The organism is Picosynechococcus sp. PCC 73109, from assembly GCF_001521855.1.
Lineage (GTDB): Bacteria > Cyanobacteriota > Cyanobacteriia > Cyanobacteriales > MRBY01 > MRBY01.
On the sequence record NZ_CP013998.1, the window covers coordinates 2,740,886 to 2,766,561 of the forward strand.

Annotated in this window: 22 protein-coding genes and 1 other RNA gene; 16 read left to right on the forward strand and 7 right to left on the reverse strand. The window is 50.7% G+C overall.

The genetic code is table 11. The features are described from left to right. Nucleotides 1-56: 56 nt before the first annotated feature. Nucleotides 57-815 carry a hypothetical protein gene (locus AWQ23_RS13015; RefSeq protein ID WP_062436055.1) on the reverse strand — a complete coding sequence of 253 codons (759 nt, stop codon included), beginning with the start codon at nucleotides 813-815 and terminating at the stop codon, nucleotides 57-59. Between the two features lie 78 nt (nucleotides 816-893). On the opposite strand from AWQ23_RS13015, the gene AWQ23_RS13020 reads away from it, so the two are divergent. The 5 genes from AWQ23_RS13020 to AWQ23_RS13040 all read left to right on the forward strand — a co-directional run bounded on the left by AWQ23_RS13020 (nucleotide 894) and on the right by AWQ23_RS13040 (nucleotide 5,937). Then, nucleotides 894-1,202 (forward strand): carbon dioxide-concentrating mechanism protein CcmK, encoded by a 309-nt coding sequence (locus AWQ23_RS13020; protein ID WP_062436057.1) that lies wholly within the window; start codon nucleotides 894-896, stop codon nucleotides 1,200-1,202. A 108-nt stretch (nucleotides 1,203-1,310) separates the two neighbouring features. Continuing rightward, on the forward strand, nucleotides 1,311-1,646 hold the full coding sequence (locus tag AWQ23_RS13025; RefSeq protein ID WP_062436058.1) for a carbon dioxide-concentrating mechanism protein CcmK: 336 nt from the start codon (nucleotides 1,311-1,313) through the stop codon (nucleotides 1,644-1,646). A gap of 126 nt (nucleotides 1,647-1,772) precedes the next feature. Beyond that, a complete protein-coding gene (proA, locus tag AWQ23_RS13030; protein WP_062436060.1) occupies nucleotides 1,773-3,059 on the forward strand; it encodes a glutamate-5-semialdehyde dehydrogenase in 1,287 nt (428 codons plus the stop codon). Between the two features lie 698 nt (nucleotides 3,060-3,757). Then, nucleotides 3,758-4,774, forward strand: a complete 1,017-nt coding sequence (locus AWQ23_RS13035; protein WP_062436062.1) for a hypothetical protein — start codon at nucleotides 3,758-3,760, stop codon at nucleotides 4,772-4,774. Between the two features lie 41 nt (nucleotides 4,775-4,815). Then, complete coding sequence (locus tag AWQ23_RS13040; protein ID WP_062436064.1) at nucleotides 4,816-5,937, forward strand: CARDB domain-containing protein; 1,122 nt, start codon at nucleotides 4,816-4,818, stop codon at nucleotides 5,935-5,937. 7 nt (nucleotides 5,938-5,944) lie between these two features. Here the strand turns inward: AWQ23_RS13040 and AWQ23_RS13045 are convergent, their stop codons facing one another. After that, the gene (locus AWQ23_RS13045; protein ID WP_062436066.1) at nucleotides 5,945-7,267 is read right to left on the reverse strand and encodes a hypothetical protein; all 1,323 of its coding nucleotides are present in this window, start codon (nucleotides 7,265-7,267) and stop codon (nucleotides 5,945-5,947) included. 81 nt (nucleotides 7,268-7,348) lie between these two features. Between AWQ23_RS13045 and AWQ23_RS13050 the strand changes: the two genes are divergently transcribed. After that, entirely contained in the window at nucleotides 7,349-7,822 is a 474-nt protein-coding gene (locus AWQ23_RS13050) for a TspO/MBR family protein (protein ID WP_062436067.1), read from the forward strand. A 3-nt stretch (nucleotides 7,823-7,825) separates the two neighbouring features. On the opposite strand, the gene psb32 is transcribed toward AWQ23_RS13050, so the two are convergent. Beyond that, nucleotides 7,826-8,524: a photosystem II repair protein Psb32 gene (gene psb32, locus AWQ23_RS13055; protein ID WP_012308214.1), complete on the reverse strand. Its 699-nt coding sequence runs from the start codon at nucleotides 8,522-8,524 to the stop codon at nucleotides 7,826-7,828. 327 nt (nucleotides 8,525-8,851) lie between these two features. Beyond that, nucleotides 8,852-9,310, reverse strand: coding sequence for a photosystem I reaction center subunit XI (locus AWQ23_RS13060; protein WP_030007435.1), 459 nt, complete (start codon nucleotides 9,308-9,310; stop codon nucleotides 8,852-8,854). A gap of 247 nt (nucleotides 9,311-9,557) precedes the next feature. On the opposite strand from AWQ23_RS13060, the gene AWQ23_RS13065 reads away from it, so the two are divergent. The 5 genes from AWQ23_RS13065 to AWQ23_RS13085 all read left to right on the forward strand — a co-directional run bounded on the left by AWQ23_RS13065 (nucleotide 9,558) and on the right by AWQ23_RS13085 (nucleotide 13,157). Beyond that, entirely contained in the window at nucleotides 9,558-9,674 is a 117-nt protein-coding gene (locus tag AWQ23_RS13065; protein ID WP_012308216.1) for a photosystem I reaction center subunit VIII, read from the forward strand. A gap of 216 nt (nucleotides 9,675-9,890) precedes the next feature. Then, a complete protein-coding gene (sixA, locus tag AWQ23_RS13070; protein WP_012308217.1) occupies nucleotides 9,891-10,388 on the forward strand; it encodes a phosphohistidine phosphatase SixA in 498 nt (165 codons plus the stop codon). An 82-nt stretch (nucleotides 10,389-10,470) separates the two neighbouring features. Continuing rightward, entirely contained in the window at nucleotides 10,471-11,613 is a 1,143-nt protein-coding gene (locus tag AWQ23_RS13075) for a citrate synthase (RefSeq protein ID WP_012308218.1), read from the forward strand. A gap of 16 nt (nucleotides 11,614-11,629) precedes the next feature. After that, entirely contained in the window at nucleotides 11,630-12,229 is a 600-nt protein-coding gene (locus tag AWQ23_RS13080; protein WP_062436069.1) for a hypothetical protein, read from the forward strand. 7 nt (nucleotides 12,230-12,236) lie between these two features. Then, a complete protein-coding gene (locus AWQ23_RS13085; RefSeq protein ID WP_012308220.1) occupies nucleotides 12,237-13,157 on the forward strand; it encodes an NAD(+) kinase in 921 nt (306 codons plus the stop codon). A gap of 188 nt (nucleotides 13,158-13,345) precedes the next feature. On the opposite strand, the gene AWQ23_RS13090 is transcribed toward AWQ23_RS13085, so the two are convergent. Next, nucleotides 13,346-14,107, reverse strand: a complete 762-nt coding sequence (locus AWQ23_RS13090) for a pentapeptide repeat-containing protein (RefSeq protein ID WP_062436071.1) — start codon at nucleotides 14,105-14,107, stop codon at nucleotides 13,346-13,348. Nucleotides 14,108-14,278: 171 nt separating this feature from the next. Here AWQ23_RS13090 and sbcC point away from each other — a divergent pair, with 171 nt between their 5' ends. From sbcC to ssrS, 5 genes are all read left to right on the forward strand, one after another. Then, entirely contained in the window at nucleotides 14,279-17,326 is a 3,048-nt protein-coding gene (gene sbcC, locus AWQ23_RS13095; RefSeq protein ID WP_232308910.1) for an exonuclease subunit SbcC, read from the forward strand. Nucleotides 17,327-17,392: 66 nt separating this feature from the next. Continuing rightward, entirely contained in the window at nucleotides 17,393-20,431 is a 3,039-nt protein-coding gene (locus tag AWQ23_RS13100; RefSeq protein WP_062436075.1) for an efflux RND transporter permease subunit, read from the forward strand. Between the two features lie 159 nt (nucleotides 20,432-20,590). Further along, on the forward strand, nucleotides 20,591-22,918 hold the full coding sequence (locus AWQ23_RS13105) for a nitrite/sulfite reductase (protein ID WP_062436077.1): 2,328 nt from the start codon (nucleotides 20,591-20,593) through the stop codon (nucleotides 22,916-22,918). A gap of 139 nt (nucleotides 22,919-23,057) precedes the next feature. After that, nucleotides 23,058-23,624, forward strand: coding sequence for a hypothetical protein (locus tag AWQ23_RS13110; protein WP_062436079.1), 567 nt, complete (start codon nucleotides 23,058-23,060; stop codon nucleotides 23,622-23,624). 36 nt (nucleotides 23,625-23,660) lie between these two features. Beyond that, nucleotides 23,661-23,845, forward strand: a non-coding RNA gene (ssrS, locus tag AWQ23_RS13115) — 6S RNA. A gap of 37 nt (nucleotides 23,846-23,882) precedes the next feature. On the opposite strand, the gene AWQ23_RS13120 is transcribed toward ssrS, so the two are convergent. Together AWQ23_RS13120 and AWQ23_RS13125 are read right to left on the reverse strand one after the other, a co-directional pair. Continuing rightward, a complete protein-coding gene (locus AWQ23_RS13120; RefSeq protein ID WP_030007426.1) occupies nucleotides 23,883-24,464 on the reverse strand; it encodes a CPBP family intramembrane glutamic endopeptidase in 582 nt (193 codons plus the stop codon). A 13-nt stretch (nucleotides 24,465-24,477) separates the two neighbouring features. After that, nucleotides 24,478-25,551 carry a DUF3326 domain-containing protein gene (locus tag AWQ23_RS13125; RefSeq protein ID WP_062436081.1) on the reverse strand — a complete coding sequence of 358 codons (1,074 nt, stop codon included), beginning with the start codon at nucleotides 25,549-25,551 and terminating at the stop codon, nucleotides 24,478-24,480. Nucleotides 25,552-25,676 lie beyond the last annotated feature (125 nt).

Consider the following 25,676-nt stretch of genomic DNA (forward strand, 5'->3'; position numbering starts at 1 on the left):
ACTGCAACAGGCTGTCCCCTGAGTATGCCAAAAATTTTTCGTCCCAGGGCTGATTATTACCGTTGTTTGCAGCCTAGGGCCGCCATAATCGCTTGAAACTGTTCAGAATGGGGTTTTTGTTTGTAAAGTCTCAGGTGCGGCATTAATCTTTGTCGCTGATTCGCCGGAAAATCCGGGGCAAAATACTCCGCCAACGCACTCCCCCACAGCAGTCCCTGGAGCGCACTGGTTAGGTTTTGGGGGCGGCGGTTCAGGCTAGCACCACTAAAATCTAAAAGCACGGGCTGGCATTGAGCGTTAACAATCACGTCTTGGGTCAAACGCCCCATGTCCCCGCGATCTAACCCCATCTGATCGAGAGCAAAGGCTTGGGAGAGGATATTTTCCATCACCGTCCGTCTCAAGGCTTGATGTACTTGACCTTGATGGGCCTGCAACCAAGCCAGGAGCGATCGCCCCGCCACAAATTCCATTAAGAGGAAATCCGCTGCCCCCTTGAGCAAACGGGGGCCAATGCCGATCTGATTGGCCTTGACTAAACAGTCAATTTCCGGCCACAAGCTGTCGTGGTTACTATCCAAACGGCGAATTTTCAGCGCACGGGGCTGCCCCCGCCAAAGCACCATGACCACAACCCCCACGTAACCCAACCCTAGAATCGGTAAAGTACCGAGGTTTTTCGTCCCTACCGCAACCATCGCCTCAATGCCCCACTGTTTCAAATGCGATCGCCGTCGTGCGATCTCCGGTGTTGTCGCCTGGGGATAACCCAAAATCTCCGGGGGCAGTGGCAGCAAAGAACCAGTCAAGACCATTCCAAAAAATTTCCTATAGCAGAAGGGAACCAATGTGGGAGAATATAGCCCTATCCCTTGCCCCCAGGAGTCGAGATTATGCAAGAAGCCGTGGGAGTCATTGAAACCCTAGGTTTTCCCGCCGTCCTTGCCGCCGCTGATGCCATGGTCAAAGCGGGCCGTGTCACCATTGTGTTTTTTGACAAAGCCGAAAGAGGTAATTTCATCGTTGTCATTCGGGGTCGTACCTCAGAAGTGCGCCCTGCCATGGAAGCCGGTCTAAGGGCCGCCGAGGAAACTGTCGGTGGTCAAGTGATGAGCCATTACACCGTGCCCAATCCCCCCGATAATGTTGTCGGGATTTTACCCCTGGAATATACCCAGGCCTCCCTCGAATTTCGCTCCTAGTGCAGCGAAGATCTTGGTGTTTTGCCCAGTTTAGAGAATAATATGTGCTTGGGTGAAGAACCAAATATGAATAAGTTTTACTAATCACAAAGATAAAGGAGACCCCCTATGCCCGCTCAAGCTGCGGTTGGATCACTTGAAACAAAAGGCTTTCCCGGAGTACTTGCCGCTGCCGATGCGATGGTTAAAGCCGGTCGTGTAACCCTGGTGGGTTACATTCGGGTTGGTAGTGCCCGCTTCAATATCAACATTCGTGGCGACGTTTCGGAAGTCAAAACGGCAATGGCTGCGGGTATTGAAGCCGTTGAGAAAGCCCATGGTGGCGTTTTAGAATCCTGGGTGATTATTCCCCGTCCCCATCCCAACGTCTGTGCGGTACTGCCCATCGACTACAGCGAAGAAGTTGAACCCTACCGGGCTGCCGTAGAAGGAACCCGCGTTTAAATCAACCTTCTCAAAACCGCAGATTCATTACAGAAAAGCCTATTTTGATGGGCTTTTTTCGTTGTTGGGTCGGGCTACGGGTGATGTTAAATAGAACCATAGGACTGGATAAATTTGGAGGGAATCATGGCAACTCAGCTAATTGACTTGGCGCAACAAACGCGGGCGGCGGCTCAAAAACTAGGCACCTTAAGCCTGGCCCAGCGCAATGATGCTTTGGCAAAAGTGGCCCAGGCTCTCACGGCTAATCAGGCGAAGATCGTCGCGGCAAACCAGGCAGATTGTGAAGCGGCCCAGCGAGAGGGGATTGCGCCAGCCCTCTATGCCCGTCTGAAGTTGGGAGAGAGCAAATTACAAGCGGCGATCGCCGGTATCCATGACGTGATTAATCTCCCCGATCCCGTCGGCCATCTCCAGCTACACCGAGAATTAGATCAAGATTTAGTGCTGAAGCGGGTCACTTGTCCCCTGGGGGTTTTAGGGATTATTTTTGAAGCCCGCCCGGAAGCCCTAATTCAGATCACCAGCCTCGCAATTAAATCGGGTAATGGTGTGATTCTCAAAGGGGGCAAAGAAGCGATCCAATCCTGCACTGTGTTGACAGAAATCATCCAAACCGCCCTCCAGGACACGGCTGTTTCCCCCCAGGCTGTCACCCTCCTGACCACCCGCGAAGAAATTAAAACCCTCCTGTCCCTCGATCAATATGTGGATTTGATCATCCCGCGCGGTTCCAATGCCTTTGTGCAATATGTGCAGCAAAATACGAATATCCCCGTGCTGGGCCATGCCGACGGCATTTGTCACCTATATGTTGATGTGGCGGCAGATTTAAGCAAAACTATTCCGATTGTCGTCGATGCGAAAACCCAGTATCCGGCGGCTTGTAATGCGGTGGAAACACTGTTAATTCACGAAAAAATTGCCCCGGAATTTTTACCCCAGATCGCCGCAGCTTTAACGGCGAAACAGGTCACTTTGCGCGGCGATGCGGCAACCCAAAAAATTATTCCTGTCCAACCTGCGACGGCAGAAGATTGGCGTACAGAATACAGTGATTTAGTGTTAGCAATTAAAATTGTGCCCGATGTCGAAGCGGCGATCGCCCACATCAATACCTATGGCTCCAAGCATACCGACGGGATTATCACAGAAGATGCGGCCACGGCCCAGATTTTCCTCAATGAAGTGAAAGCAGCGGGCGTTTACCATAATTGCTCGACCCGGTTTGCCGATGGTTTCCGTTACGGCTTCGGTGCAGAAGTAGGCATCAGTACCCAAACCCTGCCGCCCCGTGGCCCCGTGGGTTTAGAAGGACTTGTGACCTACAAATATCATCTCGTCGGCAATGGTCAAATCGCCGCGACTTATAGTGGCCCCGATGCCAAGTCTTTTACCCACCGAGATCTCTAGCGATTATGGCGATCGCCGGATAAGTGGAATTCCAATTTGCCCCTAGCTTTGGGGCATTTTTTTTGTGATCAGTGAGATTAATTGACTTTATAAGCAGCTTCTTGATTTTTTGTGAAGCATCAGTGGTCATTGTCAATTTAATAGTGATTTAAGAATATAAAATATTTCTTTAGATAGAGATCATAGATCGTTTTGTAAAAACAACTTCATCAAAACTGATTGCAATTATTTTTACTCTAAATTTATTTGAATTTGTTTTGTTTTTTGTTGCGGCACTGATCGTATCTTTGAAATCCTTTAAATTCATGCTTTAAAATCCATATAAATCCATATTAAATATGTAAAATTTAAATATGTAAAATACTTTCGTCGAAAATAAAGAATCGTTTGTTTAAAGCTTTTATAAAAGATTTTTGTCGAGAATTCTAAGTAGATTTTAAAGACAAAATTCATTGTTTGAATTTGTCAAAGTTGAAGTAAACAAACACAATTCTTTTATTGCTTAATTTTCAAGAAAAAACGAATTGCGAAAGAAAATCTTAATGTATTAAATCCAAGTAAGCAATGACTTTTTAATTGATTTCAAAATCTGATTCTACGCCATTAAATTTATTGAAGGTCTGTTTAAATACATGAAAAATTATTTAAGGCTGACTTTTCTCAAACTAATAACCTTAGGATTGTGCTGTATTTCTCCTATGCAGTCTAGTCTTGCCCACAGTCCGACTAATTTGCAAAATGACCCGGCCTCTACCAAGACATCTGGGCTTGAATTTCTCGTCGGCGAGTCAGATCTAATCATTTTCGGCGAAGTTATTGACATTCAATATCGCAACTCCCAACCCACACGGGAACAACCCCAAGGGCTACCCCATACTTTTGTAACTTACAAAATTCGTGAAACCTTACGGGGCAGAACACCAGGGGAAACGATCACCTTGCGAGTGCCCGGTGGCGCCGATGGCAGTGGTGGCATCTACATGGAGACTACTGCACCGATATTTGCTCGCAACCAGGCAGATATTTTATTTCTAACCGGAGACGCCGTAGCCGGATGCCCCTTGGTAAATTGCGTTGACGGTCGCTTTAGGGTTGTAGACAATCGTGTGTTTAATGGTTGGGGAATTCCCGTAGTTGAAGCGACAGAAAGACTAAGGATTGGCGGCAAACCCCGCTTTGATCTCAATGTGATCGAATTACCAAGGCCTTCTTTTGAGCTGTTATTAAAACAACCAGAAACCCAAAGAATTATTCAGCAAGAAAGCCAGAGAACGGGTCAAAGCATTGCCGAGCTACAACGACGCTACGAAACAGAAGCACCTGCGGCTTATCGTGTGGGTTATGGTTTTCAGGCGGCAGTGGCAGCTGGTGATAATTTCGATTCTCCTGAAGCAGCTCCCATAGAAACCTTTGGGCCGCCCCTCAGTTTGTCTGCGTTTTTTGAAGCTGTACGCCAGTGGAACAACCGGGTACAACCACCCCAGTCTTCAATCCCATCGGCTGATCCGAACAAACCATTCAATGTGGCCGATCCAAGGTTAGAAGAAGTCAGAGCTGTCACAGTTCCGGATCAGATTACCGAAGAAGAAAAGAATGATGTTCAGGCCCGGGAAGGAGAAGGACAAATTCGTGATCTTTCGCCTAATTTGAGAGACCTTTCACCGCAACCCATTTCACCTGAGCTAAGACCCGACTTAAGACGGATAAACCCCTAATTCAGCCAGAATCACAACCAATTATTACAGGGACTTTTGCTATGAAGTTCAACTTGTTTAATCCCTATCTACTTGCGGCCTCAGCCATTATCTCTGCTTGTTTTATCCTGCCAAAACCCGCCCAGGCAGCTTCCTGGCTGGAGTGTAATGGTGATAGCGGTAAGAAATTACGGTGGAGTGGCAATTCGACAACAGCCCGTATCAATACCATTAGTTTTCCGCCCGGTAGTTTACTGCAATCGGTGGAGCGGGGCATTAACGCGACCAATACCAACCCCTCTCCCTTTGTGATCAACACAACAACGGAAACAGGAGGAGTTGGTAGTGGCAATGGACAAAATGAGATTTACGCGAGTAGTATTTCTCCACCTGGGGTCGCCCAGATGCGGTACCATTGTTACTGGTTATTTGGTTGGCACTATGGTTTAGATGAAGTGGATATTGTCCTTGATTCATCGGGCCGTTCTTGGACGACTTCCCAGAATAAGAGCTCTAATACGGTCTACACGGGGTCTCGTTTGCCGATTGATGCAGTAATTAACCATGAAGCGGGGCATTACCTCGGCTTGATGCATGTCAACTGGGAATATAACGTGATGGGAGACTCTTGGCGGCATCACCATACCAATGGTGCCACGGCACGTACTTATTTTGGGGAAGATGCTTCCCATGGTTCCCGTGTTCTTTACGGCAGTCAAAATTCTACGTTTAATGATGTTTCTGCATCCCACTGGCGCAGAACAGGTGCAAGTGGTGAGTATTCAAGTCATGGACGGGTAAGGATTCGTAATGCTTCTAATACGGCCACTTTAAGTGGGATTACGATTGCGGGGGAGCCGGGCTATCGCGTCAATCGTGGCAGTACAGTTCGTCCTGAATTTACGATTGAGAATAATGGTAAGCAGACCCATAATAATGTTTCCTATGGGATCTACATTTCAACCAATGACTATATCAGTTATGGTGATACCCGCATTGGCGGTGGGTCGTTTGGGTCAATCCATCCGGCGGACGTTTATACGACGACAATTCCAGTCACGATTCCGAGTAATCTGAATCCTGGTCAAAATTACTGGCTTGGGATCATCGTGGATGAGAACAACACCATCTCTGAGGTCAGTGGTTCTAATAATCGGGCTTACATTCCAATTCGCGTGGACTAAACAAGCGTTATTGACCTTCTTCTAGGCGTCGTTCCCAATCTTTGGCGAGGTCATCACGTCCTTGCAGTTGTTGATCGAGAAGATCTTGATCAGTGCCATAGGTGATGGTTTCGCCGGTGAGAATTTTCTGGGTTGCAAATTGCTGGGCATAGGCTAGTTTTTGTTGCAGTTCAGGTTCGCCAGTGTTGAGTAGGGCCGCTCGTTCTTGCCGCTGGGCGTTGCGATTTTCGATGGTTTGGTTGCGGCGCTGGAGCCAAAAGTAGCGGCCAAGGGGAACCGCCAAAAAGGCGATCGCATAGGCGAACAAGAGGGGATAAAGGGCCTGGGCAAGACCCACCAGGCCGCCAAGTTCGGCCACCAGGGCTGAATCCTGTAACAAAACCCCTAGCATCAGGGCCAAGACTAAGTTGACACCCCCAAGGGCGATCGCCAAAAATTTCTGACCTGTAGGAGCAAGGGTAAATGTCCAGCGCTGTTCTTCTAAATAGTTGGGGACAGATTTCTGACGGCGTTCCTGGGCTTTGACCTGGAGTTCTGGGAAATAATAAACTAAGTCTCCCGTGGGGGACACTTCCGGGTAGCCATTGAACCGGGCCAAGACCGGTAACATATAACTTTCTTCCGTCTGTTCCGTGGATGATAGCTTATCGAAATAGGGGGAAAGTTGTTCGGCGATCACGGCTCCATCGCTGTTTTGGATGACTTGACCGATGGTTTGCCAGCGACGTTCCTCCAGGTTTGGATTGGGATCACCATCGCCGAATAGAAACGAAAAAACGGCTTCGAGGAAATTCATTCCCCCCTTCTCGGTGTTGCTCGTTGTGCTTTTTGAAGATGTTGCAGAACCATAGCGTCGGGGGCCGTAGTAGTTGGGACTAAAGACACGAAATGGATTAGGCCCCCACCAAACGAGCCAGGGCAGATTAAAAGAAGAACTACGACGGCGGGAAGAATTGTTATTGTCCTGACTACTAGCGGCTGTCACTAGAGCCAGAATGGCGATCGTCATCAAAAGAATCGAGAGGATCAGGGCGATGCCAAAGGAGATCCGAATCAGGAAAAAGACAACTCGCCAGGTTTTATCGAGCCATTCCTGGAGCCGAATTTTAAAATACTTATTGCGGAGGATCGTCCGAAAGTTTTTGGGAAACTCAAAGACAACATCCCCCGTTTCTGCCACCTGGAGGTGCCCACCGGCATCGGCCGCGAGATTATAAAGACCGTTTTGAGCCACATTGAGTTCTAGGCCAGCCTGGGTCGCCACTTCCCCGACAGTCGCTCGATATTGGAGGGTTTCGACGGCGCGCATTAGTTGGGGCGAGAAGGTCATGGCTCTTTGGATCGTTAGAAATAATCTGGGGGGCTTCTGTTACCAGTATAGAATTGGGTTGAAATTCTGGGGGACAGAGAAATGCTGGGAACGGGATTATTGATCACCTTGGTGGCGATCGCCCTTGGGGTGTTGCTCAACCGAGCGATTCGCGCCGATCAACGCTGGTTTTTCCAATTGCGCCGTCCGGCCTGGCTCACCTTTGAAGGCATTATCCCGGTGGTGTGGACGAGTATTTTTATCTGTGGGATTATTTCCGCTAACTATGTTTGGCATGCAGATCCCCAGGGGTTTCGCACCTGGCTGTTGATGGCGGGCTATGGTCTGTTGGAGTTGGTAATCTTGGCCTATACCCCTGTGATGTGCAAAACCCGCAGCCTAACGGTGGGAACCATTATTGGGGCTGCGGGTTTCGTAGTGGGTTTATTGTTGGCGATCGCCGTTTTTCCCGTCTCGAAAACGAGTTTTTGGCTTCTGTTGCCTTTTTTGCTGTGGAGTCCAGTCGGCACCTACATCACCTGGGAAATGATTTGGCTTAATCCTGGCAAAAGTTAATCCCTAGCGCACGTACCACCAGTAAGTAGCCATGGGAATGATTGTCGCTAAGAGAAGCAACACCACAACCCAAATGGTTGAACTGGTTGTTTTCGTGTCTTCGGCCTTGGTGAAAGTACTTTCGATGTTAATTTCGGCAATGTCTGGGGGGCCAGGATCTGCTTCCCCATTCAAAATGGTGCCAATGCGGGCCTCAGCATCCAGGAAGGCTTGGTTATAGGAACTGCTGCGCAGAGGGTAACCGATCGTTTCTCCGGTAATACTCTCGGCTGTCTCCGGTGGAATCAACTCCTGGATATTATTTCCCAGGGCGATCGCCACATTATTCGTCAGCACATCCATCGCCACCACGATTTCATCGGCCCCCGCCTCCGGTGTCGGAAACCACTTGGCAAAAACCTTGTCGGTAAATTCTTCCATGGTCTGACCATAATCAAGGCGACGAATCGCGACAAAATGCAGACCCTTGCCCGTTGTGTCCGCTAACTCGCTGAGCTCTCGATTTAAACGCCCTTCGTTGGCACGACTAATTGCCTCTGCTTGATCCACAATCCAGATCGGTTGATCCCCCGTGGCGTAGGGCACATCATAAACACCAGTGGCCTGGGCTGCCGAAACAAAACTCCCAAAGGTAAACAATACCGTTGCGAGCCACACCCCCAGTTTTTGCCACCATTGCAAGCTTTTGGGTTGAGATATCATCTTAAAAACTAGTCCAAAAATTGTGCGTATCTTTTAGGTTCTAGAATAAACCAAGGGCGATCGCCACCGAAACTAACTGGCCTTTGAGCCGCGTCAATGCACCCAGCCGTGTTTTTCCTTAAGCCCCTTAAATTTTAAGCATTGAATTCTGTCAGACACAAAAAAACCCAGTGAATTTTCACCGGGCTTTACAAACAACAAACTCAATTGACCAGATCTACTAATTTGTAATTTTTAAAGTCATATATTGTGGCGGCCGTCGAATAACCAAATAGAACGTTAGATTATCCTACAGAACACCTTGTATAAAAACTTATCAACCAATCCCTAGATGGTGTACATCATCGGTAAGGCAATACAGAGACCATAGGCAACCAGGGCACCACCACAGCCGCCAATCAAGAAGCCAGCCGCAAACTCGCTCCAGCCTTCTTTGGTTCCTAGATTTTCAGGAGGATTGGGCGTGGTTAGGGTTGCGGTGGGTGTGCTGACGCCGACACTTCCGTAGAGGGAAAGGGCAAGGGTCAACAGGGAAATCAAGCCAACGGTTCCTAATAGGCCAGCAACTCCAGCAAAGTCTGCATTCCGCAGCGGGCCGAGGAGAGCAAAGGGGCCATAGAGGAAATAACCATGGGCCATGCCAATTTCTAGACCACGGCGCTGTGCCGAAAGTCCTTGACGATAACCCGGTAGATTATTAATGAAAGCTTTACTAAATGCAGAAGCATTAATCGGAGTCGCGAGGTTTCCTACTTGAGGATCTCCACCATGTTGAATAATGTCCATTTAATGTTTAAGCTCCTCTCAAAACAAACTTACAATTTAAGTTCAGATAAACACTTGTTACGGATTATAAGAGATATTGCTAGATTTACTGGCTTTCTTAGTATTTGGCAACATTTAGGGCAAGTCCTGGGAATTTCGGCCATTTATGTTAAGAATCGTAATGTCTGTTCCCTCCCAAGACCTCTGGCAGTAATATCCAAGGTATTGTGAAAACCAGTTTGTTAATAGAATTTAGGAAAGATTTAATATGAACGGCGCCTACGCAGCTTCTTTTCTGCCTGTAATCCTTGTCCCCTTGGCGGGTGTTGTTTTCCCGGCTTTAGCGATGGGACTTCTGTTTAACTACATCGAATCTGACGCTTAAGTAAAAAATTCTGGGCGATCGCCTCAGGAATTTACCTCACATCTAGGATTGTTCTCGTTTCCCCATGCACCGTAACCAGAGGTTGTGTGGGGAATTGTTTTTGGGGTGTGGCACCCTGGGATCAGGGCAAGCTTGGCCCATTGCTGGCCATTGTCGTTAAGAATAGAAAATGGCTGCTGGGCGTTCTCGCCCCATCATCTCCCAGGAGGAAAAGTAATGGAATTATATTTTTTTCGCCATGGCATCGCCGCTGACCGGGCTGATTATGCAGAGGATGGCGATCGCCCTTTGACGACCAAAGGCGAAACCCGAACAAAACTTGTGGCCCAACGATTACAGCAGCTTGGTCTCCACTTTGAGGGGATTTTAACCAGTCCTTTATTACGGGCCAGACAAACCGCAGAAATTTTGGCCGCCGCAGAACTAGGCCCCCATCCCCAGGTTTTCCAAGGTTTAGCACCGAGGGGTTCCCTAGGGGCATTTTTAGCCTGGCTAGAACGTTGGGAAGCGGCTCCGGATGCAAAATTAGTCCTTGTGGGCCATCAACCAGACTTGGGCGAATGGGCTGAGGCGATCGCCTTTGGTCAGACAGGACACCACCTCAACCTCAAAAAAGCAGGCATCATTGGCCTTCGTTCCGGTGCCGCCCGGATCCAAGCCCACACCGATAATGAGCTATTTTTGTTGACCTCGCCAAAATGGCTACTGCCATAATCCCCGTGATAGGCTAAGTTAGCCACGGGCATCAAGAAATTAGCCTCAATATTATTTTTAGGATCTAATCAAGGTACACAGTATGACGACTGGTTGCGAATTTAAACCCGGCTTAGAAGGAATTCCTGCAGCCCAATCCAGCATTAGCTTCGTCGATGGAAAAAATGGCATCCTCGAATACCGGGGGATCCCGATTCAAGAATTGGCCGAAAAAAGTTCTTTCCTCGAAGTTGCCTACCTCCTGATCTGGGGTGAACTGCCGACCTACCAGGAACTTGAAGATTTTAAAAACGATATTCTCTATCACCGTCGGATCAAATACCGCATCCGGGACATGATGAAATGTTTTCCCGAAACCGGTCACCCGATGGATTCTTTGCAAACATCGGCGGCGGCCCTGGGGCTATTTTATTCTCGGCGTGCCTTGGATGATCCAGAGTACATTCGCCACGCTGTTGTTCGTCTGTTAGCCAAAATCCCCACCATGGTTGCGGCGGCCAATTCGATGCGCAAAGGAAATGATCCGGTTCAGCCCAACGATAGCCTTGATTATGCGGCGAACTTTCTCTACATGATGACTGAGCGTCGCCCCTACGATCTCCAGGCGAAGATTTTTGACATTTGCTTGATGCTCCACGCCGAACACACGATTAATGCTTCGACCTTCTCGGCGATGGTGACGGCTTCTACCTTGACGGATCCCTACGCGGTGATTGCGTCTGCCGTTGGGACCTTGGCAGGGCCGTTGCATGGAGGAGCGAACGAAGAAGTGCTTTTGATGCTCGAAGAAATTGGCTCCGTCGAAAATGTTCGTGGGTATGTCGAGACCTGTGTCGCGAATAAACAAAAGATCATGGGCTTCGGCCACCGGGTTTATAAGGTTAAAGATCCCCGGGCGGTGATCCTCCAGAGGTTAGCGGAGGAACTGTTCGAACTCGAAGGGGAAGACCCGTACTACAAAATTGCTCTGGAATTAGAAAAAATCGTTGAGGAAAAATACGGCCACAAGGGAATTTTCGCCAACGTTGATTTCTATTCGGGCTTGGTTTACCGCAAGTTAGGGATTCCGAGCGATCTATTTACGCCCTTGTTTGCGATCGCCAGGGTTGCGGGTTGGCTCGCCCACTGGAAAGAACAACTGGGTGTCAACCGGATTTTCCGACCGACCCAGGTCTATACCGGTGTGCATAATCAAATCTATATTCCAGTAGAAAAACGCGGCTAAAGGGACAGTGTTCACGATGCAATTATGCCGATGGCGCAGCTTAGGACTGGGGGTATTGCTGCTCTTTCTGTGGGGGTGCGGGGCAAATCCCCCTGGCCTGGAAACCGAAATCCTGACCCCCAGCAACCAGTGGCAAACCCTCACTACAGAACAGGTGCAGTTGGACGTTCCACCGGGCTATGTGGGCGGCAATCCAGGCTCAGATCTCCCCGCCCTGGCAGCCACCTTAGAGGCCTGGGATAAAGGCGATCGCCTTGAGTGGCTTAATCAAAATGCTGAAACCCTAGAATTGCTCGCTTTTCAAGCAGAGGGCGATCGCCTGAACAGCATCACCATCGTCCAAGAAGAGCGCCCGGAAGCCCTGACCTTAGAGGATTACCTCCAACAACAGGTGGCTACACTCCAGGCCGCTGGCATTACGGTGAGCCTCACCCAAACGGCGGATCAAGGGCGCTTAGAATTGAACCGAGGCGACCTCACCCAGGTGAGTTATGTCTATCCGGAAACGACCACCTTTTGGGTAATTACCTATAGTAGTGATAGACCCACCGCTGCCTTTACGGCTGGGGTCGAGCAAAGCCAACAAAGTTTTCAGGTGCGCCCCGAGTCATCTTAGAAATGCCGTGAACCTTGATCAAGTAATCATTGCCTATAAAGCGGGTGACCCCTTTGCCAAAAAATGGGCCGAACGCTGTGCCCACGAATTAGAAGCCCAGGGAAGCCGAATTTTGCTCGGCCCCAGCGGCTTTAAGGATAATCCTTACCCTGTGTTTTTGGCCTCAGTCAGTGAACCGATTGATCTCGCCATTGTCCTGGGGGGAGATGGCACCGTTTTAGCAGCAGCCCGCCACCTCTCTAAGGAAAATATTCCGATTTTGGCGGTGAATGTCGGCGGCCACCTGGGCTTTTTGACTGAACCCTTTGAGCAGCTTGAAAATAGTCAGGCCCTGTGGGAGCGACTCCGCAACGACACCTACGCGGTGGAAACCCGGATGATGTTAGAGGCCAAAATCTGTGAAGGCGATCGCCAAGATCCAGAAATTGTCAGCGAAACCTTCTATGCCCTCAATGAAATGTGTGTCAAACCCGCTGCCGTTGACCGGATGCCCACAGCCGTCTTTGAAATGGAAGTCGATTGCACCATTGTGGATCAGTACCACGGGGACGGGTTGTTGGTGGCGACTTCCACTGGGTCAACCTGTTACACTGCTTCTGCAAATGGGCCAATTATGCACCCTGGCCTAGAGGCGATCGTGGTAACGCCCATCTGTCCTTTGAGTCTGTCGAGTCGCCCGATTGTCTTGCCCGCCCGTTCCAATGTCGATATCTGGCCCCTCGGAGACTACGACCTGAACAACAAGCTCTGGATGGATGGGGCCTTGGCGACTTCAGTTTGGCCGGGCCAGTGGGTCAATGTCCAAAAAGCCCATTGCTACTGCAAATTCATTATCCTGCGGGAAACCTATTCGTTTTACCAAACCATTCGCGATAAGCTCCAGTGGGCCGGATCGCGGATCCGCTACCAGAATAATCACCGCAATTGAGCTTAGAGTCCATTTATGAAGCCCCTCAGCCCCGAATTTGGGGGAGATTTAGGCTTCGACGTGAGACTTCGGCGTGAGCTCAGTCGAACGCTCAGCCGAACGGGACAAATTAAGAAGTTCATTTACTTTATAAATAGCCTCTTAGGCCGAGGCAAAAGAGATGGCGAACACCTCTCTAGGGATTTTTATTAAAAGAAGAAACGCAACAGCACGGAACTAATGGCGCTGAGGATATTGCCAGCAGTATTTCCAGAATCTTGTTTCGGGTTGAGGGCGAGGTCAATTTCATCGAGTAATCTCTGGCTGGCATCTACACCCACGGTCGATCCTTGGCTGGTAAACAGGGTTTGGGCAAATGTGGCATCCTGTTGGGCCTGGGCAAAATCTCGCAGTTGGTAGCGGGCGATCGCCCGGGATAGATAAATGGCCCCATTGTCGGGTTCTTGGTTGGCGGCGGCATCATAGTAGGCGATCGCCATGCGGTAATTTTTATTTTCCCCTTCCACAAAGCCCCATTGATAAAGTTGCTCCGCCGAAACGGGAGCATCCAACAGCCCCACCGCCCGCGCAATGTAGAACGTCCGCAGGGAAGTATTGGTAAAATTTGCTCCGGCTAAATAGGCTTCCCGGAGATCCGCACCGTCTAAATTGGCCCCTTCTAGATCAGCTCCGGCTAAATTAGCTCCCACCAGGGAAGCTCCCGTCAAATTGGCCCCCCGCAAATCCGCAAGACTCAGATCTGCCCGACTCAGGTTCGCTTGACGCAAATCCGCCCCCCGCAGGTCAGCCCCATCTAAACGGGCATTGGCAAGGCCGCTCCGGGTCAGTTGGCAGTTCTGACATTGACGACTTGATAGCAGTTGGCTCAGGTGGGTTAGGTTTTCGGCCCGTACCTGGGGGGCGATCGCCAAAGGTAAAACACAACAGGCGGTAAAGAGTAGCTTTTTCATCGGGAATTGGGGAGGGAGGACTGGAACTGTAGACCATCAATCAGGGCAAAACGTTTCCGGCTACCACCGATTTTTCTGCGTCCATGGTAGCAGTCAGGTTCTCGCGAGATGACAGATCCATAAAATTCTTTGGGGTTGGGGGACGAAACAACGGGGATATGATGGGGATTAGTGTTTGTCGTCTACAGTCTGCCCATGACGCCCCTAAAACTCACCCTAAAAAATTTCCTCAGTTACCGTGATGCTGTTCTAGATTTCACGGGCTTTCACACGGCCTGTATTTGTGGGCCAAATGGAGCCGGGAAATCATCCCTGTTAGAAGCGGTGACTTGGGTGATCTGGGGCAAAAGTCGCACCAGCAGTGCCGATGACGTGATCCACATGGGTGAAATGGATGTGCGGGTTGATTTTGAGCTACTTTGTCACCAACAGGTTTATCGAATTATTCGGATGCGATCGCGGGGGCGAGGGGCGACTTTACAATTCCAAGTGCGATCGCCAACGGGGGACTTTACCACCATCACGGGTAAGGGGATCCGGGAAACCCAAGAGCTCATCGATCAAGAGATCAAACTAGACTACGACACGTTTATCAATTCCGCCTATTTACGTCAGGGCCACGCCGATGAATTTATGGTGGCCAAGCCCGCAGACCGCAAAAAGATTTTGAGTGATCTCCTCAAGCTTGACCGTTACGAAAGCCTCGCCCAACTTGCCAAGGACAAAGCGAGATCTTTTAAACTCAAGGCCGATCTTCTCGAAGAAAGCCTCGCCCCCCAAACCGAACAACTCCGGGCAAAACCCCAGCTAGAAGCAGAACTCACCGCCATCGAACAGACCATTAGCGAAGGCAAGCAACGGGAAAACCAACTCCAGGAGCAGCTCCAAAAAATTCAGGCGATCGCCCAACAACGGCAATTCCTGAAAAACCAAGTCGATACGTCCCAGCAACAGTACCAGCGCCGCCACCAAGACCTGACGCGCCTCAGCACCCAGGCTCAACAGATTCAGCAGGATTTAGCGCAAAATACAGCGATTCTGCACCAGACCGACACCATCGAAGCCGAATACCAACGTTGGCAAACCCTCCAGCAGCAGGAAGAACAGCTCAACCAAATATCCCAGCAATACCAAGACCTCCAGCAGGAACAACAAACCATTCAGCAAACGATCCAGGCCGAAGAAAACGAGGGACAACGGCAGATTCAGCAACTAGAAGTACAAATCCAGACCCTCACCCAGCAGCAAGCCGCCGTCCAAGAAACCTTGGCGATCGCCCCCGACCTGACCACTGCCCTAGACCAACTAAAGCGCACCCGCAACCAGATCAATCGCCTCGAAGCCGCCCACCACCAAGCCCAACCCCTCCTCCAGCAACGGCAGCAGCTAGAAAACCAAATTAGTCAGGCCGCCGAAAAACTGAAGTTACAATTGGCCGCATCCCGACAGCAACAGCAAAACCTCGCGGAAAAAATTGCCCAAATTCCCCAACAGCGGGCGGAATTGCAACGCCTCGACCAAACCATGGCCGATCTAGACCGCCAGAAAAAACATCTAGACCAGATTCAGCAACAACACCTTGATGTTTCAACCCAACAAGTCCGCTTCCAGGACGCTAAACGCAACTGTCAAACACAACTCCAGGAGCTCCAACAAAAACTTGCCCTGCTGCAACAACCGGGGGCGACTTGTCCCCTCTGCGAACAAAACCTCGACCATGACCACCATCAAAATGTGATGGCCAAAACCCAGGCCCAGTACAGTGCCACTGAAGCAGAAATTCTCACCTTCCAAAATGAGCTTAAACGTTGTGATCAACTGCTGCGCGACTACAACCAAGAACTGACGGCCCTCGACCAAGTCCGGAGCCGCTATGAAAGCTATGACCAGCAGATGATCCGCCTGGAGCAGGCCATTGAAACAAACCAAGCCCTCGAAAAGGAATTGAAACAGGTAGAACAGGAATTACTCAACCTAGAACGCGCCCTCCGCCTGGAGGCCTACGCCGAGGATCTGCGGGCAGAATTGGCGGAAGTGCAGCACCAGTTAGAGACCCTGAAATACGATGAATCCCAATTGGCGATCGCCAGGGAAACTGAAAAAGAATACCGTTGGGCAGAACTCAAAGAGGTGGAATTAAACCAAGCGCGCCAACGCCTGGACACCCTCCAGCGGGAAATCCCCCAACAAGAAGCAGAACTTGAAACCCAGCGCCATCAACTCGACCAAAATAGGCAAACATCTCCCTGGCAAGTCCGCCTCACGCAGCTCCAGGAACAGTTAAACGCCCTCAACTACGACCGCAACGCCCACCAACAACTCCGCCAAGCACTCCAGCAGGGGCAAATTTGGCAACAGCGTTACCTCGAACTGGGCCAAGCCCAACGGCAACAAACCAGCCTCGAAGCGCAACTACAGGATTTAAACCAACGTCAAACGGTCGCCCAAACGGAGCTGGCGCAACTCGAAGAACAGATTACGCAATTGCAGGAAAATTTAGACAATCTTCACGCTGATCAAGGGGAGATTAACCACCTAGAGAATCAATTGCAAACCTGTCGCCAAGCCCTAGAAACAGCAATTACCCAACGCGGCCAACGGCAACAATCCTTAGAAAATCTCCAGGCGATCGCCACCGCCCAGAAAAACAGCAAAACGGAACTCAAGGAACTGCGACGTCAATATCGTATTCACCACGAACTCGGTCAAGCCTTCGGAAAAAACGGGATTCAAGCCCTGATGATCGAAAATGCCCTGCCCCAACTAGAGGCCGAAACCAACCAAATCCTCGGTCGCCTCACAGAGCACCAATTCCATGTGCAGTTCCTCACCCAAAAAGCCAAGAAAGGCAGCAAAAAAACTGCCGCCCAGATGATCGATACCCTCGATATTGTCATTGCCGACGCCCGGGGCACCCGCGCCTACGAAACCTATTCCGGGGGGGAAGCATTCCGGATCAACTTTTCAATCCGCCTCGCCCTCGCAAAACTCTTAGCCTACCGTTCAGGCACCACCTTGCAAATGCTGGTCATCGATGAAGGCTTTGGCACCCAGGACACCGAAGGCTGTAACCGCTTAATCGGGGCAATCAATGCGATCGCCGCTGACTTTGCTTGTATCCTCGCTGTGACCCACATTCCCCAGTTCAAGGAAGCCTTTCAAAGCCGCATCGAAGTCTACAAAGATCAGCAGGGCTCCCAACTCCAGGTCAACAACTAACCCCCATATTGCCAACAACTGTGCCTAGAATAGAAGCTGTAACAAATCGCAACAGTTGCCCCTGGTATGTCCTTTCACCTCTCTGCCTGGTCCATCAAAAATCCAGTGCCGACCCTCGTGGCCTTCATGATTATGACCATCGTGGGGATCTATTCGTTTTTGAATCTTGGCATTGATAATACGCCAAACATCGATATTTCTGCCGTGACCGTGAGCGTTAGCCAGCCAGGGGCCGCCCCAGAAGAGATTGAAACGGAAATTACCAAAAAAATCGAAGATTCCGTCGCGAGCCTCGCCAATATTGATCAAATCACCTCCACCGTGACCGATGGCAATTCCCAGACGGTCGTGAATTTCGAGTTGGGCACCGACACCGACCAGGCGACCAATGATGTGCGCAATGCGATCGCCCAAATTCGCTCATCTCTACCCCAAGACATCACTGATCCCATTGTCCAAAAGCTTGATTTTGCTGGGGGAGCCGTGATGACCTATGCCCTCTCCTCTGGGGAGCGTACCGTCGAAGAACTCAGTGATCTCATTGATCGTCGCATTGGCCGAGAACTCACCAATGTAGAAGGGGTGGCCGAAATTCAACGGCTGGGCGGTGTTGACCGGGAGATTCGCGTCGATCTCGATCCTGATTTGTTACAGAGCTTGGGGATCACTGCAACCCAAGTTAATAACCAGATTGCTCAGTTCAATCTCAACCGTCCGGGGGGCCGCCTCGAACTGGGGGGCAATGAGCAAAATGTCCGGACTCTTGGTAGTGCAGAGAGCATTCAAGAATTGCAGCAATACCCGATCACGTTACCCAACGGAGATCTAGTGTCCTTAGAAAACCTGGGCCGCGTGGAAGATAGCTTCCGGGAACCCAGGGTGGCGGCGACCCTCAACAATGAACCAGTGGTGGCATTCTCCGTACTCCGGAGTCCGGGGAGTACCGTTGTCGGCGTTGATCAAGGGATCCGAAAGGCGATCGCCGAGTTGCAAACTACCCTCCCAGAGGATCTCCGTTTCGATTTGATTTTTACCCGCGCCACAGAGATTCAAGCCTCCTATGACGGCACCATTATGGCCCTGTGGGCGGGCTGTATTTTAACGGTGATTACGGTGGGCTTTTTCCTCAAGGACTGGCGGGCCACTTTAATTACCGCTGCCGCCTTGCCCCTCTCCATTGTGCCGACTTTCTTTGTGATGCAGGCCCTCGACTATACCCTGAACGGGATGACCCTCCTCGCCTTGGCCTTGGCGATCGGTAACTTAGTCGATGATGCGATCTGCATGATTGAAAATATCGACCAACACCTGCAAATGGGCAAAAGACCTTTCCAGGCTGCCATCGATGGCGCCAGGGAAATTGGCCTCGCCGTAGTGGCAACCACCGCAACCATTGTGGCTGTATTTCTGCCCGTGGCGTTTATGGGGGGCGTGCCAGGGCAATTCTTCCAACCCTTTGGGGTCACCGTCGCCGTCTCAACGATGTTCTCGACCCTGGTGGCCACCACCATGACGCCGATGCTGAGTGCCTACCTATTAAAATCAAAACTGGGGGCTTTTAATGGCCAGAAACAACCCGGTTTTTACCGGAATCTGCTTGGATGGGCGCTGCGCCATCGTCTCACAACCCTCCTTATTGCCCTGGCCTTTTTTATCGGTAGCCTCCAGCTGATCCCCTTTATTCCTACAGGACTTTTTAGCAGTAGCGATACGGGCATTAGTACGATCGCCTTTGATCTGCCCCCAGGTGCCACCCTGGCCGATAGCGAGCAAGTGATGACGGAAGTGAGCGATCGCCTCCAGGCCAATCCCGCTGTGAGTAGTGTTTTGGCAACGGCGACCAACGTCAACAGCGGCACCATTTACGTTAACCTTGTGCCCCAAGCGGAACGGGTTTCCCAGGCAGAATTTGAACAAACCCTACGGCGTGATTTTCAAACGATTCCGGGGGCAAGGGTCTCCTTCCAAAGTACGGGCGGGACAGGCAATTCTAAGGATCTCTCCATTGTGCTCAAAAGTGAAAATGCCCCGCTTCTATTAGAAACAGCGACGACCCTAGAGCAACAGATGGGCAGTGTACCTGGGTTAGTGGACATTTCGTCGAGCGCAAGCTTGGTTAAACCCGAACTGATCATTCAGCCTGATCCCCAACGGGCTGCCGATCTTGGTGTTTCTGTGGCGGCCATTTCCCGCACCGCTTCCCTGGCCTTAATTGGCGACAATGATTTTAATTTGCCCAAGTTCAATTTAAGCGATCGCCAAATCCCGATCCGCGTTCAACTCGATCCTGCCCAACGCAGCAACATTGAAACCCTGAAAAATCTCCAGGTACCGAGTAACACCGGTGAATTAGTCCCCCTAGCTGCTGTGGCTGAATTAAAGCTTGGTAGTGGTTCGGCCCAGATTGACCGCTTTAATCGCTTCCGTCAAGTAGAAGTGGGTGCCAACCTAGAAGGAACATCCCTAGGGGATGCCTTTGCTGCCGTGAATGCCTTGCCGGTGATGAGCCCCCTACCTTCTGGCGTGACCATTGAACCCGCGGGCGACGCAGAAATTATGCGCGATATTTTTAGCCGTTTCCTCACGGCGTTGGGGGCGGCTGTCCTGTGCATCTATGCAATTCTGGTGCTGCTTTACAACAACTTCCTCTATCCCTTTGGGATTCTAACCGCTTTGCCTCTCTCCATTGGGGGGGCTTTGTTGGGGCTGATGATTACCCAAAAGGAACTGGGTTTATTTGCCCTGATTGGCATTGTGTTGTTGATGGGTCTGGTGACAAAAAACGCAATCTTACTGGTGGACTTTACCCTCTCCGGCCTACGGGAAGGTAAAACCCTGAAAAAATCCCTCGTCGAAGCTGGGGTCTCCCGGTTACGGCCCATCTGTATGACATCTCTCTCGACCATTGCCGGGATGCTACCCATTGCCTTAGAGTTGGGAGCCGACGGTGCGACCCGGAGTCCGATGGCGATCGCCGTGATTGGGGGCTTTAGTACCTCCACCGTTTTGACCCTGATCGTCGTGCCTGTGATCTTTACCTACATTTATCGCTTTGTCCGCTGGCTCGTTAAACCCTTTCAAAATGCCCAATCTGCGCCCCTATGATTTCTTGCCACAAAATTACAGATTTTATCGGACTTGCTCGGATCACCGAAATTTTGTGTCACCATAGTACATCCGAGTAATTTTTATCGATATTGCGGGCCTGACCCTTAAACCATTCCAGGCCAATCCGAATTAGCTCCTACAGAAGAAGAACACCCTATGACCACGACGACAACTCCCAAAACTTGGAAAGAGGTCCTTGGCGATCGCATTCCGCCCCAGATGGCCGAAGAAATTGACACCTTTGAAAACCAAATGGCCCTCCGCTGCCAGGACAAACTCGACGAAAAAGTGTTTGCTGAACTGCGTCTTCGTCGGGGCGCCTACGGTCAGCGTTACGATAACGGCTTCCGGAATGATGGGGTCAAAGCCAAAGCAATTCCTTTTCCCAAAACAGAACTCACCAAAGGCCCCGATACCAAATGGCAGGCCCCAGGCATGCAGCGGATCAAAATTCCCTATGGGGGGATGACCGCCGAACAAATGGATGTTCTCGCTGACATTTGCGAAGAATACTCCGACAACATTCTCCACATCACTACCCGTCAGGACATCCAACTTCACTTCATTTCCCTCGATAATGTCCCGGATATGCACCGTCGCTTAGCGGCAGTGGGCATTACGGTACGGGAAGCCTGTGGTAACTCCGTACGCAACGTTACCGCTTGTCCCCTCGCTGGTGTTTGCCATGACGAAGTCTTTGACGTCACAGGCCATGCCCAAGAACTAACGGACTTTTTCCTCGGTCACCGGGATATCCAGGATTTTGGCCGTAAATTAAAGATCGCCTTTTCTGGTTGTGAAGATCATCCCTGTGGTTTGACTTCCATGCATGACCTTGGGTTCATCGCTAAAACCAAAGAAATTGATGGTGAAATCGTTAAAGGATTTAAGGTTTATGTCGGGGGCGGCTTAGGTTCTGTACCTTTCCTCGCCAAGCTCTTTGAAGATTTTGTGCCCCTTGAAGAAATTTTTCCCCTCTCCCAGGCCATCTTCCGCGTCTTTGCCCGCCTTGGGGAAAAGAAAAACCGCAACAAAGCCCGGATCAAGTTCCTCGTGCAGAAACTGGGCCTAGAAGAATTTAAACGTCTGGTTACCGAAGAACGGGCGACTCTCGAAGCTGATCCCGGTTGGACAGCCTGGGTGGATCGCCTGACAACCTACGCAGAAAAAGGTAAACCCGCTCCTGTCGCTGTGGATCAAACCTTCGACCATGGGGAAGAATTCACCAAGTGGAAAACAACAAACCTCTATCCCCAACGGCAAGCAGGCTTCTATACGGTTGCGGTTTCTTTGCCCCTAGGAGATGCCACCTCGCCTCAGTTCCGAGGTCTGGCTGATATCGTCCGCAAATATACCAATGACACAGTACGGACAACCGTTGAGCAGAATATCTTGATCCGTTGGGTACATGGAGCAGATCTTCCCGCCCTCTATGCGGATCTCAAGGCGATTAACCTCCATAGTGGTGGTGCCCATTCGATCATTGACATTACCGCTTGCCCGGGTACAGATACCTGCAAATTGGGGATCGGTAGTTCTCGCGGTTTAGCTGGGGAATTACGGCGTCGCATGGCCCTCAAGGGTTGGCAGTATGACCAGGCGGTCAAGGATATCCGCGTCAAGATCAGTGGCTGTTTCAACTCCTGCTCCCAACACATGGTGGCAGAAATTGGTTTCTATGGTTCTAGTCGTCAGGTGCAACGGCGACGGGTGCCCCACTTTAACCTGGTACTAGGTGGAGAATGGGCGAATAATGCCTCTACCTACGGCAAATCCATGGGGGTTTTGCCCTCGAAGCGGATCCCCGATGTGGTGGAATTTCTCATTGATACCTTCATGCAGGAACGCCTGGAGAATGAGAAATTTACAGAATTTTTCAACCGCATTGGCCGTAAGGAAATGAAAGAGCGACTCCAGCCCTTCACGGAAGTGCCTAGCTACGAAGAAGATCCTTCGTTCTATTCTGACTGGGCCGATACCCGCGAATTTACCCTTGGGGATATTGGTGTCGGTGAATGTGCTGGGGAAGTGGTCACCCTCACGGACTTTAGTATGGCCGACGCAGAAAGTCTCCACTTTGATGCAACGGTGCTGCTTGACAATCCGCAAAATGGGGATGTTCAACTGGCGGCGGATAAGGCGATCGCCGCCATGGTCAGTGCGGCCCAAGCCCTGTTGAAATTCCAGAACATCGACATCAGCGATGATCCAGAAGTGGTGAGTGCCGAGTTCCGCAAGTATTTCTACGATACGGAACTGTTCTTTGATCCCTTTGCGAAGGGGAAATTTGCCCAGTTCTTTTTCTCCGCCCTGAAGCATAAAGACAAAGCCGCCAGCCTTGAGCAGTCCCAGCGCTTGGTGGAAGAATCCCGTCTCTTTATTGAAGCGGCCCACGCGTGCAACGGTCGGATGATCGAGGCAGGGATCACCAGCCCAGTGAGCTTTAAGCAATGGCTCCTGAAGCAAGGATTTGGCATCAACTAAGCGGCACAATGCTGCGTTCGGTTCCTCAGAGAAAATCGGGTGGGCAAAGTTGCTCACCCCATTTATGTCCGCCTTGATCTGCTTTAATGTTGCTCGAAGCAATTATTGTCTAAGTCGTCACTGAAAAGTAAGAAAGCTTGTGTATATTGAACGTTTTTGTGTAAAATTCCCGGCCCAAATGCCCGCTGGTTTTGATGAGGCATCGTTAATTGGCGTTTTTCAGGGATGGATCCGGGATGAAAAAATTGGGGGCACCTTAATTGATGTGGTGGACTACCGCCATGTGCCCGACGGCCCAGGGATTATGCTCGTCACCTACGAAATCAACTACATGATGGAGCACCAAGGGGGTTATGGCCTATATGCCCAGCGGCGCTGGAGTAGCGTGGAAAATCAACCCCACACCGAGGCGATCGCCGATTTAGTCCAGTCGGCGGCTAAATTTGGGAGCTTGCTTGAACAAGAAACAGAGATTACCCTCAAGGGCAATGAATTTCTCTATATCAGCAATGACCGCCTGAACGGGCCAAATACCGATGAAGGATTTGCGGCGGTGAAAGCAGATCTCAGTGCTGCCTTAACTCAAATCTATGGTGGGAAAGCCTTCACCATTGAGCGGATACAAAACAATCCCAAAGAGCGCCTGACCCTTTCTGTCAAGGTGGATAGTCCGGTGGCGATCGCCGAACTTTGTACGGTTGCATAAGGATAAAAAAATCCTTTAAGATGACTTCTAACAGGATCAAGCCTACCGCGTTGGTGACTACCAATATTGTTTGTTGATCTATGCTTGAGCTAATTGGGAAGCCGATTAAGTTCTCGCGGCAGTAAACCGAGCTTGTACTCGGAAACGAAAGCTGAGAGCTGTTCTTCCCCCCTGGATTTTCCAGGTCAGAAGCTGAGGTAAGACGGCGTGGCGGGTGTAAGTCCTGTATTTTTTTTGCTCAATTTTTGCCGCCCAAGGCTAGGGTGCTTCGTGGCGGAGTTTCCAAATCAGGCTTGAGGTGAAGTTTGTCACGATATGGGCAATCACGGGCACGAGTAAATTTCCGGTGGCGATCGCACTGTAACCGAGAATAAACCCAATTACCGTCGCCCAAACGGCATAGGACCATTGCTGGGCGCCGCTGATGTGGAGTACCCCAAAAATCAAGCTCGATAAACAGAGGGCGCCCCATCCCAAGCCCAAGCCCGGTAGCATAATTCCCCGAAACAGAAATTCTTCACTCAGCCCCGGCAACAGTCCCAACCAAATGGCATCGGGCACGGCCAGGGGTTTGAGGACAAATTCAAGGTAAGTATCGACACTGCGACGGTATTCTGCCCAGACGGCGTAGAGGAGACTGCTGGCGACAATGATCCCCAAGGCGATCGCCACCCCCTGGATAAGAGCCAGTCCCGAAAATTCCCAGGCCAAAAGTTCTACGTTGCCGATTAACCGCCAGAGATTTCCCACAATGAACAGCAACAGCGCTGTGATCCCCATAAGAAGGAGCACCTGTTGGCGGGATAACGGTTCTAAGGGCGGTTGGTTGGATTGATTCACAATAAATATCGATCTAGATTGCATTGAGGGGGGGCACAGTGGGTCGCAGACTCGAAAAATCTAAGCCGGCACGGTGGGCGACCATGATCCCAATTGCCTCCAAGTATGAGTCTACCCGACGGGCTTTAATCCCAACGGATTCTGGAAAAATGCTTAATGCAGTGTCATTTTCGTTTACAGCAATGATCAATGTTTGGGTCTGGGCGAGGCTCAAAACGGCACTACCGCCACAGGCACTGGCGGGGATCACCAGGCTATCGACCTGATCCGCCCAGATCTCTCCGGCTTGGCGATCGCCTTTGGTGACAAATTGGGGCGCGTAGCTCAACCCGGCCAAGATACAGGGCAAAAAAGTGTAGCCCAATTCTTCGGCAGCGGCTTTTGGGGAAAGTTCCGGTTCAATGGGTAAAGGCGATAAAGCTGGGGCATGGGCGCAGGGAATTTGAAATTTTTTCACGAGCAGGTGGGAAATCACTGCCTCAGCACCCGCGAGGGCATCGACCCCAGATCCCTGGCGATACTGGGCGAGTAACTCACTATCTTCGTCGTCAGGAAAGCGAGCCACAATGGCGATCGCCTCTACTTTGGCTTGGGTAATCAATTTTTCCGCCGCCCGCAGCAAACTGCCCACATTTTCAATCGTCCCCCAACTGACCCCCGTTTCCGAAACTTTGAGGGTGACATTCAAGGGCGCATCCGTCACAACATAATCCGTGATCGGCAAACCTAAGGTCGCGCGGCAAGCTTCGGCTCCCTGGATGTGACGGGTTTTTAATTCTGCTTCAATGCCTTGATCGAGGAGTAATCCCACTCTATTTTGTCGCACGGGTCGTAACCCCCAGTTCCCCGCAGCGAATTGATCGAGGCCATAGCCTTCTACATAGAACGTATTTGCCATGGGCCAAAACAGTTGTGCTCCGTTTAAAACGTTGGGGTGGGTAATCAGGCGATCGCACACCTGGGCCATCAGCCGTGCAATGGGAATCCCATCCCCCGCATAGCCACCAATTTTCGCGCCGATCCCCGTGGGGATGATCAGCATTGAGGTGTAGGGAGCAGTGCAGCTTGGGGTCGGTGCGAGGAACATAAAAATTCACTGGAAAAGAACGTTTGAGAAATTTAGCACTAATCCGGTAACCGCTTCAGCCCCCAGGTTTTTGGGTGTAAACAAGAATCTTCTCCGGCACCGATGCCGGAAGTCCCAAACAATAC

Excerpts from the sequence above, each read along its gene's own strand:
- AWQ23_RS13015 (WP_062436055.1), bottom strand. The coding sequence starts at position 815 with ATGGTCTTGACTGGTTCTTTGCTGCCACTGCCCCCGGAGATTTTGGGT.
- AWQ23_RS13020 (WP_062436057.1), top strand. The coding sequence starts at position 894 with ATGCAAGAAGCCGTGGGAGTCATTGAAACCCTAGGTTTTCCCGCCGTC.
- AWQ23_RS13025 (WP_062436058.1), top strand. The coding sequence starts at position 1,311 with ATGCCCGCTCAAGCTGCGGTTGGATCACTTGAAACAAAAGGCTTTCCC.
- proA (WP_062436060.1), top strand. The coding sequence starts at position 1,773 with ATGGCAACTCAGCTAATTGACTTGGCGCAACAAACGCGGGCGGCGGCT.
- AWQ23_RS13035 (WP_062436062.1), top strand. The coding sequence starts at position 3,758 with ATGCAGTCTAGTCTTGCCCACAGTCCGACTAATTTGCAAAATGACCCG.
- AWQ23_RS13040 (WP_062436064.1), top strand. The coding sequence starts at position 4,816 with ATGAAGTTCAACTTGTTTAATCCCTATCTACTTGCGGCCTCAGCCATT.
- AWQ23_RS13045 (WP_062436066.1), bottom strand. The coding sequence starts at position 7,267 with ATGACCTTCTCGCCCCAACTAATGCGCGCCGTCGAAACCCTCCAATAT.
- AWQ23_RS13050 (WP_062436067.1), top strand. The coding sequence starts at position 7,349 with ATGCTGGGAACGGGATTATTGATCACCTTGGTGGCGATCGCCCTTGGG.
- psb32 (WP_012308214.1), bottom strand. The coding sequence starts at position 8,524 with ATGATATCTCAACCCAAAAGCTTGCAATGGTGGCAAAAACTGGGGGTG.
- AWQ23_RS13060 (WP_030007435.1), bottom strand. The coding sequence starts at position 9,310 with ATGGACATTATTCAACATGGTGGAGATCCTCAAGTAGGAAACCTCGCG.
- AWQ23_RS13065 (WP_012308216.1), top strand. The coding sequence starts at position 9,558 with ATGAACGGCGCCTACGCAGCTTCTTTTCTGCCTGTAATCCTTGTCCCC.
- sixA (WP_012308217.1), top strand. The coding sequence starts at position 9,891 with ATGGAATTATATTTTTTTCGCCATGGCATCGCCGCTGACCGGGCTGAT.
- AWQ23_RS13075 (WP_012308218.1), top strand. The coding sequence starts at position 10,471 with ATGACGACTGGTTGCGAATTTAAACCCGGCTTAGAAGGAATTCCTGCA.
- AWQ23_RS13080 (WP_062436069.1), top strand. The coding sequence starts at position 11,630 with ATGCAATTATGCCGATGGCGCAGCTTAGGACTGGGGGTATTGCTGCTC.
- AWQ23_RS13090 (WP_062436071.1), bottom strand. The coding sequence starts at position 14,107 with ATGAAAAAGCTACTCTTTACCGCCTGTTGTGTTTTACCTTTGGCGATC.
- AWQ23_RS13100 (WP_062436075.1), top strand. The coding sequence starts at position 17,393 with ATGTCCTTTCACCTCTCTGCCTGGTCCATCAAAAATCCAGTGCCGACC.
- AWQ23_RS13105 (WP_062436077.1), top strand. The coding sequence starts at position 20,591 with ATGACCACGACGACAACTCCCAAAACTTGGAAAGAGGTCCTTGGCGAT.
- AWQ23_RS13125 (WP_062436081.1), bottom strand. The coding sequence starts at position 25,551 with ATGTTCCTCGCACCGACCCCAAGCTGCACTGCTCCCTACACCTCAATG.